This window comes from Legionella sp. D16C41, from assembly GCF_048541585.1.
In the GTDB taxonomy this organism is placed as follows: Bacteria; Pseudomonadota; Gammaproteobacteria; order Legionellales; family Legionellaceae; genus Legionella_C.
The window spans coordinates 2,290,440-2,306,010 of sequence record NZ_CP183303.1; the positions used below are offsets into that span (position 1 = coordinate 2,290,440).

Consider the following 15,571-nt stretch of genomic DNA (forward strand, 5'->3'; position numbering starts at 1 on the left):
AATTATTTTGAGGAGCGCTATAGCAGAAACAACTAGACGAAAGAGGAAGTTTTCAATTGCATATATTAAATGACAATGCAAAATAATCACTTTGAAATAGTAGGAAATTCTAAAATTTACTTATAAGCCAACAATAAAAATGGCGTCCCCAAGGGGATTCGAACCCCTGTTACCGCCGTGAAAGGGCGATGTCCTAGGCCTCTAGACGATGGGGACCTAAAACTATTAATTGTAAAAAACTTATCAACGCCAAAATGGCGTCCCCAAGGGGATTCGAACCCCTGTTACCGCCGTGAAAGGGCGATGTCCTAGGCCTCTAGACGATGGGGACCTAAATTTTCCACCAAAAACTAACGTTAATGGTGGTGGAGCTAGGCGGGATCGAACCGCCGACCTCTTGCATGCCATGCAAGCGCTCTCCCAGCTGAGCTATAGCCCCGAAAGAGATTGGCAGTTTAATGAGGCTCTACCAGACTGTCAAGAAATTTTTACAAAATCTTAATAATGGGATTAGGCTATTTAGCTCTACAGCTTACAACTGGCTGATGATAGTTACCACTTAACCTACACTCTATCTTACTAAATCCCGCGGACAAACCGGCATTGTTGCATATTTTAGCAGAAACTGAGGTCATGCTAAGAATAGCTAAAAAAGGGAGCGTTACGAACCTAAAGGGGAAACTCCTGTTCGTGTAATAAATAACGTTTGCCTGGATGGCAATTATTTACCCGGTCTTATTGAATTGATGGACCTATATATAAAACCATATTTACAACACGCCCATAATTATTAACCGCCATTTCGATTATCTAACAGCAAAACTATAAATACTTCTAATAGTTGTAAAAGTCCCATTTCTACTACCCTCTATAAGACATTACATGTCGCGTTTGCTCTTCTGTTGGTACTTCCTTAGCTTCAGGCCTTTTCCTTTTATTACCTGCCATTGGCAGCGCCCATAGTTGATATAAAAAAGAATATGATTCTATGATTGATAATGGTGCATGTAATTCAGGCGATTGACTTGGTGCTGGTGCTAGTAATTTATGCAATTGCTTTCGTGAAGTTGAATTTAACGATATAACTGCCTTCATAATTTCGCGATCTGCTAAAATAGATGCCAAATCACATGATGATATAAAAATAGGTGATGCCCCAGTTAAAGACGATTTTTTCTTAATAAAGTTAGCCATACGCTCTTTAACTTGGTCTGATTCAGTTGCTACTAAGTCCAGTAATTTATCGATAGACATTGGAACTCGGTAATTACAATCGGCGTTAGCTTTCATTAAAGCTTCAACCACACTTAACTTCCTATTTCGCACTGCCCAAAAAAGTGGGGTAAGCCCGTTTTGGTCTTTTAAGTCTACTTCTTCCCCGACCTCAATCAAACAATTAACAATATTTAAATGACCTTTTTTTGCTGCAATATGAAGATGTGCTAAAATCAATGCCAACTCACCCGATGATATAAAAATAGGTGCTGTCCTAGTTAAAGACGATTTTTGCATAATAAAATTAGTCATACGTTTTTGAACTTGGTCTGATTCAGTCGCTACTAAGTCCTGTAATTCATTGATAGACATTGGAACTCGGTAATTACAATCAGCGCCAGCCTTCATTAAAGCTTCAACCACACTTAACTTCCTATTTCGCACTGCCCAAAAAAGTGGGGTAAGCCCGTTTTGGTCTTTTAAGTCTACTTCTTCCCCGACCTCAATCAAACAATTAACAATATTTAAATGACCTTTTTTTGCTGCCACTTGAAGCGGTGCAAGTTCTTCCTCATTTAGAACCTCTGAGTCAGTCTCTGCATCGAATTGATAGACTGTAGGTGAAGAAAGCGCAGATACAGGATCATCCTCATGACTTTCTTTTACTGCCACTTGAAGCAGTGCAAGTCCTTCCTCATTTAGATAGTAAGTCTCTTCATTATCAGGATAATCAACTATAAATGAGGCACTACTAGATATAAGCTCGGCCTCTGATACTATATTTCCAAGTGCTTCTAATTTAGGGCCGCGCGGGTCATCTTCAAATAGGCAAAGTTGAATGGTCAAGCTCAAATCAGGCCAAGTACCCTTATTAAACAAATTCTGTCTTATAGTCTTTGCAATTGTTCTTTTCTCAGTAGGGTTTTCTAAGTCAGCTAAAGTCTTTTTTCGGTTTGTAATATCATAGTACTTCCATCCGAATCCTGATGTATAAAGTAAAATATCTACTGTCTTTTCACCTTTTAGTAAAAAACCTACAAATTCTCTATCATTTTCTCTATCGTTGGCTAAGGCACTTTGAGGGTGAGCTTCTAAAATAATATTAATTTTAGTTTCTAATGCCGTTAAATAAGCTACTATGTCTTCTTCATTTCCTATTTTTAATGATTCTGAATAAAATGCAGTTAGAATGTGAGAAGGATTGATAGATTCACAAGGCGTTATAGAGCGCTGATTTTGAATATATAGTGCTTGCGTATGTAATTCCCAAGATAATGCTCTAAAATCGGACTTAAATTCAGCTAAATTTTTCATATTTTTGCTCATAAATTATTAATTTAGTATATATATTAAACAAAATATAGAGATTAGAGAAGATAGCAATTTGGAAATTTAAAATGTCCATTTTGGAAAAAATACATTATTAACCTTAACTTGCACTAGAAGTGCGGTTATTTCTTAACCAGTTCTGCTTTAAAGCTAGCGAAGCTTCAGATATATGCAACAACGCTGAACAAGACCCAGACTTAGAGGATTAATTGCTGTACGAAGGTGTTTCTTAGTACATAAAGATAGACTAAACACTAGCTTCCCCCTCACCTACGTCCTGCGACTTGTTCGCAGGATCCAGAAGTTTTTCTTAGTGCTTAGAAAATCGTCTATTCAAACACGCTAGTTTCTACTAAAATAGTGAATTACCCATTATTTCGTATCTTTGTGTCTAAATGCAAACTACTGAACCTTCCTGCCCCTGTGGCTCACAACAACCTTATTTAGCCTGCTGTGGCCTTTATATTGAGAAATCAGAGCCAGCCCCTACGCCTGAAAAACTTATGCGGTCTCGCTATACAGCTTATACTAGAGCAAATATTGCTTATATTAAAAAGACTATGTATGGAAAACCTTTATTACAATTTAACGAGATAGAAGCAGAAAATTGGGCTAAAAATGTTAAATGGCTGAGGTTAGAAATTATTAATACGTATCCTGAAAGTAAACAAGAAGACTGTAAGTTTGTAGAGTTTATTGCCTCTTATGAATTAAATGGGAAAATACAAACTATTCATGAAAAAAGTGAGTTTCGTAATAATCAAGGTCAATGGTTTTATACAGATTCCCTCACCCCAAGTAAGTTTAAAAAAACAACGAATGCCCGCAATAAACCCTGCCCTTGTGGTAGCAATAAAAAATATAAAAATTGCCATGGGCGTACCGCTTAAGTAGTTATTGTTTAATAAAAAAGGCAAAATTATAATTATATAACTTTATAAAAGTGCCATCCGATTCAAATTTATTTAATAGTGCATTAATTTTATCTATATTCTCTTTATTATCCGCTCGGCTTAAAATACCGATACCATCTGCAAATCTAATAGAAGTATTAACTAACTTGACATAATTTGGGTAACGATGTAGTAAATAGAGCCCAGTATAATTATTCATAAAAATAGCATCAACTTTACCATCATATAAGTCATTAAAAAGGTCCATATAATTATGGTAATCCACAACATTTATCTTTAAAAGATCAGCATTTTGCTTTAAATACTCACCATAACCGCGTCCATCTAATACGCCAATTTTTTTATCTTTTAATGATGCTAAATCATTTATATCGGTATTCTTCTTTAATGTTAGAAAAGTACCTGCACTTAATAAATAGGGCAGACTAAATAATAAACGATTATCTTTTAAAGGAATAATAACAATTCCACTAATAGCGTAATCAATATGATGATCAATCAGTGCATCTACTAATTTATCATATTCATTATAAGTAACGAATTCACACTGCCAACTTAATTCTGTGCAAATATTTTTCATTAAGTCAATGTCAAACCCATTAGAAACAAAATGATTGTCAGTGGTAACAAAAGGTGGGTCAAATTGTAATGTCCCTATTTTAACTACTGCGTAAGCAGTAGAAGCAAAGGAAAATACAGAAAAAACTATGTAATAGAGTAATTTTCTTATCATATGAACACAGTAATATCTGCCTATTTTTCTTTAACTATAGTCAATTTTAGAAAGTTTAAAAGAAATTAACTTACTCATATAAAAGAGCATATTTGCTAAACTTATATTTATTTCACCTTCATTTATTATGCAAAAAATTATTATAGGTTTAAATTTGCTGTGCATACTATCCATGGCTAATAGCACTATTGCGCCTAACAATTTAATTAAAGTTAATAATACAAATAATCCCCAATGTGTTACCTATTACCATTACCAAGGTGAGGTGTACTGTAGTACGGTAAAATTGCCAACTAGTGATAGTTATATTTCAGAAACTGTTAAAAATAGCGAGCAACAACATATTATTTTTGATCATAGGCTCTGGCAAGCAGCTTGGGGGAAGCAAGATAATATAACCACGATTGAATATATACCTAGCGATGAGAATATTAATAATTGGCATGAATTAATTACTACACAGTACATACCTAAATCGATTAAGGAAATAACACCTAAAGAGTATTTAGACATTACTTTAAATTCGTTTAAACGTGAAGAATTAAACCCTAAAATTATAATACATGAGCAAACTCCACAGGAGATTATTTTTGAATTTCAGCTAAGCAGCCCGGCTAATTTAGTCCAAGATGAGCTACAAAAAATTACCCAAACGCCAAAAGGCCTCTACATTCTTCATTATGTTATAAAAAAATCTGATATGGGGGAGAATAATCGCCAAATGTGGTTAAACAACCTTAAGGCAAGTACTATTAAATAATATTATTTTTCGACTATCTACAAGTTATCCACAAGTTTTTTACAGGAAAAACACAATATATAGTTTATAAAAGTTGAGCATAACGCTATATGTTGTGTTTATGCTATACTTAAGTTATGATTTCTTCATTAAATAGAATGTTGCTGCTGAATAATTGTTTTTTGCCCCTCTCCCTAACTCTCCCCGTAAGGGGCGAGGGGGTTTATGGGATAAATTTAAGTGTTAGAGCTTAAGATAACTTTGACAATTCCTTCGTCTCTTGAGGGGTTTGGGGAGTAAAATTAATTACGCGACAGTGACTAGAATGGAGAAACTATGTCAGAACAGACGGTAGAAACTATGCCTTTTATTAACCAACTCGAGCTAACTACAAATGCGCCTGGCGTACTTAAAGTCATTAAACGCAATGGCAAAGTAGTTAGTTATGATGAGAATAAAATTAAAGTTGCTATTACTAAAGCATTTATCGCTGAAGAAGGTAATAATGCGGTGGCATCTAATCGCATTCATCAGCAAATCGATGAAATTGGTAAGCAAATTACGGTAGCACTTAAACGCCGCCATCCTGCAGGTGGTACAATTCATATTGAGGATATTCAAGATCAAGTTGAATTAGCTTTAATGCGCAATCATCACTATAAAGTAGCTCGTGCGTATGTACTTTATCGTGAGGAACACCGTAAGGCTCGCGAAGCAGCAAAACAACAGCAAGCTAAAGATAGTAAAGTTCCCTTAATTATTATGCCTGATGGTGAAGCTAGACCATTAGATATGGCTAGAGTAGAAACTATCGTTCAAGAAGCTTGTCGTGACTTAGAAAATGTAACCTCTGAACCTGTTATTAAGGACGCTTTAAGAAACCTCTATAATCAAGCGAAATTAGACGATGTACACCGCGCCTTGATTATGGCTGCCCGTACCCTAGTAGAAAAAGAGCCAAACTATACTTACGTCACGGCTCGTCTCTTGCTAGATAGCCTACGCAGTGAAGCACTAAATAAGCTTAATATCCAAACTGAAGCCACCTTTGATGAAATGGTAAATCTTTACCCTACTTATTTTAAAGCATTTATTCAACAAGGAATTGCTCAAGGTCTATTGGATAGTAAATTAGGTGAATTTAATTTAGATAAATTGGCTCAGGCTTTACTGCCACAGCGTGACATGAAGTTTACTTATCTAAGTTTACAAACACTCTACGATCGCTATTTTATTCATGAAAACGGTATACGTTATGAACTGCCACAAGCGTTTTTCATGCGCGTTGCAATGGGGCTTGCGATTCGTGAACAAGACAAAGAAGAAAAAGCGATTGAATTTTATCTGCTTTTATCATCTTTTGATTATATGTCTTCTACCCCTACACTTTTTAATGCAGGTACTGTGAGACCACAATTATCCAGTTGCTATTTAACTACGGTACCTGATCATTTGGATGGTATTTACAGTGCAATTAAAGATAACGCATTATTATCTAAATTTGCAGGTGGCTTAGGTAATGATTGGACGCCTGTACGTGCTATGGGCTCACACATTAAAGGAACAAATGGTAAGTCACAAGGTGTCGTACCTTTCTTAAATGTTGTCAATGCTACAGCAGTTGCCGTTAACCAAGGGGGCAAACGCAAAGGTGCTGTATGTGCTTATCTTGAATGCTGGCACCGCGATATTGAAGAGTTCTTGGAGCTACGGAAAAACACAGGTGATGATAGACGCCGTACTCATGATATGAATACAGCTGTCTGGATTCCAGATCTATTTATGAAGCGTGTTCACGAAGAAGGCCAATGGACCCTCTTTTCACCGGATGATGTTCCTGAGCTACACGAATCGTATGGTCAAGAGTTTGAGGCCATTTATGTACGTGCTGAAGCAAAAGCACAGCGAGGTGAGATTAAAAACTCTAAAACAATTGCTGCTCTTACCTTGTGGCGAAAAATGTTGTCTATGTTATTTGAAACTGGCCACCCATGGCTTACTTTCAAAGACCCTTGTAACTTACGCTCACCACAGCAACACGCAGGCGTCGTTCACAGTTCGAATCTTTGTACAGAAATTACACTTAACACATCAGTAGATGAAATTGCTGTATGTAACTTGGGCAGCTTGAATTTACCAGCGCATTTAACGAATGGTAAATTAGATGAAGAGAAAATAAAACGTACTATCAAAACAGCTATTCGCATGTTAGATAACGTAATTGATATTAATTTTTATTCAGTTCCCCAAGCTCGTAACTCTAACTTAAAACATCGCCCTATCGGTTTAGGCTTAATGGGTTTTCAAGACGCATTATATGAATTAAAACTTAATTATACTTCCGAAGAAGCAGTAGAGTTTGCTGATATTTCTATGGAAATGATTAGTTATTATGCGATTGAAGCGTCTTGTGAGCTTGCTAAGGAACGTGGTAGCTACTCAAGTTATGAAGGCTCTTTATGGAGTAAAGGTATTCTACCGATTGACTCTATTAATTTATTACAACAATCACGTAATAAATATCTAGATCAAGATAGATCGCAGCGTCTAGATTGGGAAAGCTTACGTATTAAAGTACGTACTCAAGGTATGCGAAACTCAAATGTTATGGCCATTGCACCAACAGCAACGATTTCTAACATTTGTGGTGTTTCACAATCTATTGAGCCTACCTATCAAAACCTGTATGTAAAATCTAATCTTTCTGGTGAATTTACCGTGATTAACCCTTATTTAGTTGCTGAATTAAAAGAACTAAATTTATGGGATGAAGTAATGGTTAATGACTTAAAATACTTCAATGGCAGTGTACAACCTATTAACCGTATCCCTGATGAACTTAAAGCTCGCTATGCTACTGCATTTGAAGTCGACCCGATGTGGTTAATTGAGGCAGCATCAAGACGACAAAAATGGATTGATCAAGCGCAATCGTTAAATATTTATATGGCTAAACCTTCGGGTAAAAAACTTGATCAACTCTATAAACAAGCTTGGCTACGCGGCTTAAAAACAACTTACTATCTACGTAGTTTAGGTGCTAGTAATGCTGAAAAATCAACTATTCATGATGGCGCTTTAAACGCGGTGAAGATCGAGGAACCTAAAGTTTGCTCAATACTCGATCCAGACTGCGAAGCATGCCAATAGGAGGAAAATAAATGGCGGAACTACAAAGCCAACCACTAGCTACTACAGCTAATACCTTACATGCTACTGGACTTGAGCCATTAGAAATGGGAGCAGGCCGTATTCAAGTTGATGATAAGCAAATCATCAACTGTCGGGCTGATCTAAATCAGCTTGTCCCGTTTAAATATAAATGGGCCTGGGATAAGTATTTAACTGCTTGCGCCAATCATTGGATGCCTAATGAAATCAATATGAGTGCAGACGTTGCCTTATGGAAAGATCCAAATGGTTTAACAGAAGATGAACGATTGATCATTTTACGCAACCTAGGATTCTTCTCAACTGCTGACTCATTGGTTGCCAATAATTTAGTCTTAGCAGTCTATCGCCATATTACCAATCCAGAGTGCCGACAATATTTATTAAGGCAGGCCTTTGAAGAGGCGCTGCATACGCATGCTTATCAATATATTATTGAGAGCTTAGGCTTAAATGAAGCAGCCGTATTTAATATGTATCGTGAAATTCCATCTGTAGCTAAAAAAGCAGCTTGGGCATTGCCTTTTACCCAAAGCTTAAGCGATCCTAATTTCCATACGGGTACACCAGAAGCTAATCAACGACTATTGCGTGATTTAATTGCTTTCTATGTCGTTTTTGAAGGGATTTTCTTCTACGTTGGCTTTACGCAAATTTTGTCTATGGGACGACGTAATAAGATGGTAGGTACTTCAGAGCAGTTCCAATATATTCTGCGTGATGAGTCCATGCATATGAATTTTGGTATTGATGTTATCAATCAGATTAAGATTGAAAACCCAGATTTATGGACAGCCGATTTTAAGGAAGAAATTATTCGACTGATTAAAGAAGGCGTTGAACTTGAATATACTTATGCGAAAGATACTATGCCTCATGGTATTTTAGGTATGAATGCTGATATGTTTGAAGAATATCTTCATTTTATCGCTAACCGTCGCTTAAGTCAGATTGGTTTACCTGAGCAATATCCGGGTGCTGAGAATCCATTCCCGTGGATGAGTGAAATTATGGATCTTAAGAAAGAGAAAAATTTCTTTGAAACACGCGTTATTGAGTATCAAGCGGGTGGAACCTTAAGCTGGGATGATGAAGATTAATTCTAAAATTCAATTAAGCTACTACTTAGTAGTAGCTTAATATTAAATACTTTAATTATTTAATTTTAATAAACTACTATGTCACAAGTTACGATTTACCATAATCCCCGTTGTTCAAAATCAAGGCAGGCATTAGAACTCTTACAAAACAAAGGTTTTCAACTTAAAATTATAGAGTATCTCAAAACGCCACTTACTATCGAACAATTAAATACACTTCGTGCTCATTTTAAGCTTGAAGATTTTGTTCGGACCACTGAAAGTCGTTTTAAAGAGTTAAATTTATCACTGCATAATGAATCCCAAATTCTGCAGACCATGGTAAAAGAACCTATACTCATGCAGCGCCCAATCGTCACCTTTAAAAATAAAGCTATTATTGGGCGTCCTCCTGAAAAAGTTTTAGAATTATTTGACTAGAATACTTCGCATTTGCCAGAGCCAAAATAAATAAATTGATATAATAGGCCTCTTTCCAAACTGACAGTGAGACAAGGTCAGCGAAAAAAGGTTGAAAAAGCGCAGTGTACATGAAGTACATGAGCATTTTGAAGAATTTTTTCGGCGGAGATTGGCTATTAATGCTAGTTTGGAAAGAGTCCTAATACAACGCTTAAAGAATAACTACATAATTGCATGCAGGTCGCAGTATAATCTCAAAGTTGTTTAACGATTTATGTAGACAGTCTGAAAAGTGTTTTAACTATGGAGAAATGTATGGCAAAAGTACTTTGCGTTCTTTATGATGATCCCATTAGTGGTTATCCTAAAACCTACCCACGCGATGATATACCCTTTATAACTCACTACCCTGACGGTAGCTCGGTACCTAATCCTAGTCATGTTGATTTTCAACCAGGCGCTCTTTTAGGTAGTGTTTCAGGTGAACTAGGACTGCGTAAATTTCTTGAAGAACAAGGGCACACTTTAATTGTCACCAGTGACAAAGAAGGAGAGAACTCTATTTTTGCCAAAGAATTATCTGATGCAGATATTGTGATTTCCCAGCCTTTTTGGCCTGCTTACTTAACTGCTGAGCGCTTAGAGCAAGCGAAGAAACTTAAATTAGTAATCACTGCTGGTATTGGCTCTGATCATATTGACTTACAAGCTGCCATTGCCAAAGGTATTACCGTTACAGAAGTTACCTATTCTAATAGTATTAGTGTTGCAGAACATGTAGTCATGGCTATTTTAGCTTTGGTGCGCAACTATCTCCCTTCTTATCAATGGGCAATCAATGGCGGCTGGAATATTGCTGACTGTGTAATGCGCTCTTATGATCTTGAAGGCATGGTTGTTGGCTCAGTTGGCGCAGGCCGAATTGGTTTAGCTGTTATGAAGCGTCTTAAGGGGTTTGATGTAAAGATGCATTATACGGATAAACATCGTTTACCACTTAAAACAGAAGAAGAGTTAGGACTTATTTATCATCAAAATCTGCATACCATGCTTCCTCTTTGCGATGTTGTATCGATAAATATTCCACTTCATGCTGAAACGGAACATTTATTTAATGAAGACCTGATTCAAAAAATGAAACGCGGCGTATATTTAATTAATACAGCACGCGCTAAAATATGTGATGCTAAAGCTATAGAACAAGCTGTTAAATCTGGCCACATTGCAGGTTATGCAGGTGATGTGTGGTTCCCTCAACCTGCCCCGGCAGACCACCCATGGCGCTCTATGCCTAATCATGGGATGACACCTCATATCTCCGGGTCTTCGCTATCAGCACAAGCACGCTATGCTGCAGGCACTCGTGAAATATTAGAATGTTGGTTTGCTAATCGTCCTATTCGCAATGAATATTTAGTAGTAAGTGCAGGTAAGCTTGCTGGTATTGGGGCACACTCCTACACTGCTGGTAAAGTAACTGTTGGGATTAATTAAAAAGCTTATCTCGGCTATGCCGAGATAAGGGACTTAACGTCTAAAATTTAAATTTGAGTGCAGTTTGAACGAACATATTGCTGAAAAAGCGCAGTGTAGCCTTCTACATGAGCATTTTGAAGCAACCTTTTCGTTCAAACTGCGCCAAAGACAATCTTTTAATAAATAGAAAGATAGAATAATAGAACAACAGGAGCTTAACGCTTGGTGAAAGGATTGGATTTGAGTGCAGTTTGAACGAAAAGACTGCTGAAAAAGCGCAGTGTAGCTTTCTACATGAGCATTTTGAAGCAGCCTTTTCGTTCAAACTGCGCCAAAGACAACCTTTCAGTGAGGGAGGAACTAACCTACAGAACGTAGTATGCACCAATAGCCATAGTCCTATTAGGCGGAACATCATAAAAATCGATATTTAGATTAGCTGAATAATTACGCATTAGAAAGGCAAAAATTTTCTCTTGAAAATGAAACATTAAGGTACGCTTCTTTTTAGAAGCAAAAATATTGGGCACTTCAACAATAAACGTTGCTGCATCAACATTCATTGAAAAAGGTAATACATGCCTTGCAGTAGCATGCTTCAGTGCTGCTGGAATGGAAATAGTGTCCATAAAACCATAATGTAGAACTAACTTGCATACTCTATCACTAAGACAATTAAGTTCATAACGCCTACTATAGTGAACATAAGGAATATTTTCTACAACATAGCTTACAATTAATACGTGTTCTGGCATTGATCGACTAAGCTTTAAGAAGTGGAGGAAGCTTCCTCCACTTTTATCGTAAACGTCGGTTATAAAAATAGCGGTTACGCCAGTTAATTGATAGAGTGACTTATAATTTAATTGCTTGAGTATCTTAGGTAAATCCTCTTTTTTATGATAAAAATTTTCCCTTAAATATTCTAAGCCTCGGCTCCATGTATACATAATAAAGCCAATAATTAAGGCAAAGGAAACGGGAACCCAGCCACCAGTAGCAAATTTATATAAGTTGGCACCTAAGTAAGATAAGTCAATCAAGAAAAAGAGGCTTAAAATAGAGATAATTTTTATAATTGGCCAATTCCAAAGATGGAAGGCTGTATAAGCTATCATGGACGTTATTAGTAGCATATCTAAGTTAACAGCAATACCATAAGCATGAGCTAAATGACTTGAGCTTCTAAAAGTTAATAAAAGAAAAACTGTCCCTATGGCTAAAATAAAGTTAATTTGTGGAACATAAATTTGTCCTTGATATTCTTTAGACGTATGAACAATTTGAATACGAGGGCAAAAACCGAGTAAGACCGCTTGTTTAGCAAGCGAAAAAGTGGCAGTAATCACTGCTTGTGAAGCAATAATGGTAGCTAGCGTAGCAATTATAAGTAAGGGGATACCAAACCAACTAGGAGCAATCATAAAAAAGGGATTAGAGATAGCAGCAGGGTTGGTTAATAGATAAGCTCCCTGACCAAAATAATTTAGAATTAAACTAGGAAAAACAATACTAAACCAGCTTATGCGTATAGAGTTTTTACCAAAATGTCCAATATCAGCGTAAAGCGCCTCACCACCAGTTACGACTAAAAATACACCACCTAATAAAAAATAACCTTTCCAGCCTGAATTAACTAAAAAATGAACAGCATAATAAGGATTGATAGCATTTAAAATAGCTGGATTTTTAACTATTTGAACTGTGCCCAAAATAGCAATGGTAAAAAACCAAATCAAAATAATTGGGCCAAATACAGCGCCTATCTTTCCTGTACCTTTTTCTTGAACTAAAAACAGCAATAGAAGAATAGAAAGCGAGATAGGTAATATATAGTTATCTAGCTCGGGCGCGAATGTTTTTAAACCTTCAACAGCAGAAGTCACAGAAATAGCAGGCGTTAGCATGCCATCCCCTAGGAGTAAACCCGCTCCAAAAATTGCTAGCAAGTAAAAAAATTTTTCGTATTTAGTATTTTTTTGTTTTAAGAGAGCAAGTAAAGCAAGTATACCGCCCTCACCATTATTGTCAGCTTTAAAAACAATCGTTAAATATTTGATGGAAATAATAATAACAAGCGACCAAAAAATTAAGGACAATATCCCTAATATGTCGACCATATCAACAGGTAGCCCGCCTATAGATTCACGCAAAGCGTATAAGGGACTCGTACCTATATCACCATAGACAACGCCTAATGCTGCAAGGGTTGAACCTAGAGTAACATCGTTTTTCTTAACCGTATCTATCATATTGGCTACTTTATCTCGTAATACAGCAAAGAATTTTAATAAACCTGTCTTAATCATACTGCTTAATAAAGACGTCTAATGTATTATTTCGGCTTAAAAAATAAATGCTTGAATAGCTGTCGCATTAGAAGTAACACCATACCTCTAACCAGTTAAATTTATGTCTACCTAGAAGTCAATAGCTTTCTTTTACCTTATTTTCTTTATTAGCTCTTTTCCAAACTGCCATTGACGGCCAATCACTGTAGAAAAAGTGCCGCAAAATACTCATTTAATTCATACCTACTACTTAAAGTTTAACTTATTTAGTAATAAGCTACGGAGCAATATTAAATCGAATGTCTTCCTTTAATTGATTATTTAAAGCAGATGTTGACGCAAAGAAATTCTGTTTTAAATTATAATTTTTAACTTGCTGACTTCTAAAATCTTGTTGCTCTTGTTTAATTAAACTATCATCATCTTTTGAGTTTGTATTGTTTAACGCCTTATTCTCATTATTGGTATTGTAGGAACCCGTACCTGCCATGGTACCTCCATCAATAATATATTGCGCGCCTGTAATAAATAGTGAGTCATCACAGGCTAGAAAAACAGCCAGTTTGGCTACTTCATCAGCTTGCCCCATTCTTTTTAGAGGGATATTGCGCGCATACTCTTCAATACGCTGCTGCCGTAATTCGCCTCTACCAAACTCTAAATCCCATATATCAGTTAATATGGCTGCAGGTACAATAATATTACAACGTACTGGGTAATTATGAGACGTACAATGCATCGCTACTGTTTTGGTAAAATTTAAAAGAGCTGCCTTACTTGAGGAATAGGCAGGATAGGAAGGAACACCCACTAAGCCTGAACGAGAACCCATATTAATAATTGAAGCATGCTCACTTTTGATTAAAAGTGGCATCATTGTCTTACAGCCAAGAAAGGTGCCATCTAGATTAACAGCATGAACAGCTTGCCAATCCTCTAACGTACAATGTTCTAAATCTTGCAATCTATCTGTATTAGCAACTTTATCAATACCTGCATTATTTACTAAAATATCAAGTCGTTTATATTTAACCGCAACATACTGAGCAACATCATGCCAATTAGCTTCTGAGCTAACATCTAGACTTATATAATCTGTAATTCCTATCGCTTTAGCTATTTCTAGACCTTTTTCTTTAGGCGCTCTACCCGTCATAATTACAGTAGCACCTTTCATATGAAATAGTTTTGCAATCTCAAGACCAATAGATTTTGTGCTGCCTGTAATTAAAGCAACTTTATTTTTTAACTTTCCCAATTAATACCACTCCTGTTAGTCTTTCAGGTTATTATGTCTATTTAAACAGACAATGACCTTAAAAAGAAGAATAAGTATTAATTATTTAGCTACTATATATAAATTTTTGACGATAATTTAATCTATTATTTGGGCTATTTTATAATTATTATTAAGAAGTTAAGGCTAAGCTAAGAAAATATTGACCAAGTGTAAATAGATAAAATACATAAGGGTTTTCGTCATTTGAAATTAGTCTTTAATGGTTATCTTGAGAAAAGTTTAATAGTTACGCTACTTCTTTATTGATGGAATTTATCTCATTACTAGTTAATGGATATAAGACTACAGATTCAGGCTTTACTACAATTTTTTGATCTTTAAAACTGATAACCGCTGATGAAATAATTAAAAGAATTACAGCAGTGACTGCTGATACGATAGCTAAAATCGTAGAGATGATAACTAAGGGAGATAGTAAAATAGAAGAAGACAAAAATACAATACAGATAACAGCAAGCATGCCAAAAAAAGCACCTGCTGCTAGAGCCATTTCAGCCTTATTTAACAATTGTAAGCTTAAAGGTCTTTCGTGAGTAATACACTTAGGAGTTGAATTTACTACCGAGATTATTGAGGTATTTGAGGTATTTTCTTCTGAGCGATATGGTAACTCGCTAACTTTTCTTTTAAGTGAGGCGGACATACTATGTCTCATAATATTTTTAAATAATTCTATTATAGTGAAGTATCATTAAGGCAATATTAAAATTGTATTTTTTTTACCACTTTCTTTTTCAACTTGGGCTGAATAAAGTCAATTAGACTTAAGTTCCAATCCTTAGATAGGAATTCTAAAGAAATATAAAGGACTGGATCCCGCGAACAAGTCGCGGGACGTAGGCGGTAATATAAAACGGAATATAGGCTTAATATTTGTTAAGCGTAAGCATCAGTATTTGTT

The 15,571-nt window shown here is 35.9% G+C and carries 11 protein-coding genes and 3 tRNA genes; 6 read left to right on the plus strand and 8 right to left on the minus strand.

Annotated features, from left to right (window positions below; genetic code table 11):
- Positions 1-140: 140 nt before the first annotated feature.
- From ACNVED_RS09935 to ACNVED_RS09950, 4 genes are all read right to left on the minus strand, one after another.
- Positions 141-216, minus strand: a tRNA-Glu gene (locus ACNVED_RS09935).
- A 39-nt stretch (positions 217-255) separates the two neighbouring features.
- Positions 256-331 (minus strand) — tRNA-Glu (locus ACNVED_RS09940).
- A gap of 32 nt (positions 332-363) precedes the next feature.
- A tRNA-Ala gene (locus tag ACNVED_RS09945) sits at positions 364-439 on the minus strand.
- Positions 440-861: 422 nt separating this feature from the next.
- Positions 862-2,529, minus strand: a complete 1,668-nt coding sequence (locus ACNVED_RS09950) for an ankyrin repeat domain-containing protein (protein ID WP_419418867.1) — start codon at positions 2,527-2,529, stop codon at positions 862-864.
- 410 nt (positions 2,530-2,939) lie between these two features.
- Between ACNVED_RS09950 and ACNVED_RS09955 the strand changes: the two genes are divergently transcribed.
- Positions 2,940-3,434, plus strand: coding sequence for a YchJ family protein (locus ACNVED_RS09955; protein WP_419418868.1), 495 nt, complete (start codon positions 2,940-2,942; stop codon positions 3,432-3,434).
- A gap of 4 nt (positions 3,435-3,438) precedes the next feature.
- Here ACNVED_RS09955 and ACNVED_RS09960 read toward each other — a convergent pair whose 3' ends face one another.
- A complete protein-coding gene (locus ACNVED_RS09960) occupies positions 3,439-4,191 on the minus strand; it encodes a transporter substrate-binding domain-containing protein (protein WP_419418869.1) in 753 nt (250 codons plus the stop codon).
- Between the two features lie 172 nt (positions 4,192-4,363).
- On the opposite strand from ACNVED_RS09960, the gene ACNVED_RS09965 reads away from it, so the two are divergent.
- The 5 genes from ACNVED_RS09965 to ACNVED_RS09985 all read left to right on the plus strand — a co-directional run bounded on the left by ACNVED_RS09965 (position 4,364) and on the right by ACNVED_RS09985 (position 11,097).
- Positions 4,364-4,951 (plus strand): hypothetical protein, encoded by a 588-nt coding sequence (locus tag ACNVED_RS09965; protein ID WP_419418870.1) that lies wholly within the window; start codon positions 4,364-4,366, stop codon positions 4,949-4,951.
- A gap of 339 nt (positions 4,952-5,290) precedes the next feature.
- Entirely contained in the window at positions 5,291-8,080 is a 2,790-nt protein-coding gene (locus ACNVED_RS09970) for a ribonucleoside-diphosphate reductase subunit alpha (RefSeq protein ID WP_419421171.1), read from the plus strand.
- Positions 8,081-8,091: 11 nt separating this feature from the next.
- Complete coding sequence (locus ACNVED_RS09975) at positions 8,092-9,201, plus strand: ribonucleotide-diphosphate reductase subunit beta (RefSeq protein ID WP_419418871.1); 1,110 nt, start codon at positions 8,092-8,094, stop codon at positions 9,199-9,201.
- Between the two features lie 78 nt (positions 9,202-9,279).
- A complete protein-coding gene (gene arsC / locus ACNVED_RS09980) occupies positions 9,280-9,621 on the plus strand; it encodes an arsenate reductase (glutaredoxin) (RefSeq protein ID WP_419418872.1) in 342 nt (113 codons plus the stop codon).
- Positions 9,622-9,918: 297 nt separating this feature from the next.
- Positions 9,919-11,097, plus strand: coding sequence for an NAD-dependent formate dehydrogenase (locus ACNVED_RS09985; RefSeq protein WP_419418873.1), 1,179 nt, complete (start codon positions 9,919-9,921; stop codon positions 11,095-11,097).
- A gap of 347 nt (positions 11,098-11,444) precedes the next feature.
- Here ACNVED_RS09985 and ACNVED_RS09990 read toward each other — a convergent pair whose 3' ends face one another.
- From ACNVED_RS09990 to ACNVED_RS10000, 3 genes are all read right to left on the minus strand, one after another.
- A complete protein-coding gene (locus tag ACNVED_RS09990) occupies positions 11,445-13,331 on the minus strand; it encodes a potassium transporter Kup (protein ID WP_419421172.1) in 1,887 nt (628 codons plus the stop codon).
- Between the two features lie 316 nt (positions 13,332-13,647).
- Entirely contained in the window at positions 13,648-14,628 is a 981-nt protein-coding gene (locus ACNVED_RS09995) for an SDR family NAD(P)-dependent oxidoreductase (RefSeq protein WP_419418874.1), read from the minus strand.
- 268 nt (positions 14,629-14,896) lie between these two features.
- Positions 14,897-15,313 (minus strand): hypothetical protein, encoded by a 417-nt coding sequence (locus ACNVED_RS10000; protein WP_419418875.1) that lies wholly within the window; start codon positions 15,311-15,313, stop codon positions 14,897-14,899.
- Positions 15,314-15,571 lie beyond the last annotated feature (258 nt).

What these genes read in the sequence shown, in the direction of transcription:
- ACNVED_RS09960 (WP_419418869.1), bottom strand. Translation starts at nt 4,191, where the DNA reads ATGATAAGAAAATTACTCTATTACATAGTTTTTTCTGTATTTTCCTTT.
- ACNVED_RS09955 (WP_419418868.1), top strand. Translation starts at nt 2,940, where the DNA reads ATGCAAACTACTGAACCTTCCTGCCCCTGTGGCTCACAACAACCTTAT.
- ACNVED_RS09965 (WP_419418870.1), top strand. Translation starts at nt 4,364, where the DNA reads ATGGCTAATAGCACTATTGCGCCTAACAATTTAATTAAAGTTAATAAT.
- ACNVED_RS09985 (WP_419418873.1), top strand. Translation starts at nt 9,919, where the DNA reads ATGGCAAAAGTACTTTGCGTTCTTTATGATGATCCCATTAGTGGTTAT.
- ACNVED_RS10000 (WP_419418875.1), bottom strand. Translation starts at nt 15,313, where the DNA reads ATGTCCGCCTCACTTAAAAGAAAAGTTAGCGAGTTACCATATCGCTCA.
- ACNVED_RS09990 (WP_419421172.1), bottom strand. Translation starts at nt 13,331, where the DNA reads ATGATAGATACGGTTAAGAAAAACGATGTTACTCTAGGTTCAACCCTT.
- ACNVED_RS09950 (WP_419418867.1), bottom strand. Translation starts at nt 2,529, where the DNA reads ATGAAAAATTTAGCTGAATTTAAGTCCGATTTTAGAGCATTATCTTGG.
- ACNVED_RS09975 (WP_419418871.1), top strand. Translation starts at nt 8,092, where the DNA reads ATGGCGGAACTACAAAGCCAACCACTAGCTACTACAGCTAATACCTTA.
- ACNVED_RS09970 (WP_419421171.1), top strand. Translation starts at nt 5,291, where the DNA reads ATGCCTTTTATTAACCAACTCGAGCTAACTACAAATGCGCCTGGCGTA.
- arsC (WP_419418872.1), top strand. Translation starts at nt 9,280, where the DNA reads ATGTCACAAGTTACGATTTACCATAATCCCCGTTGTTCAAAATCAAGG.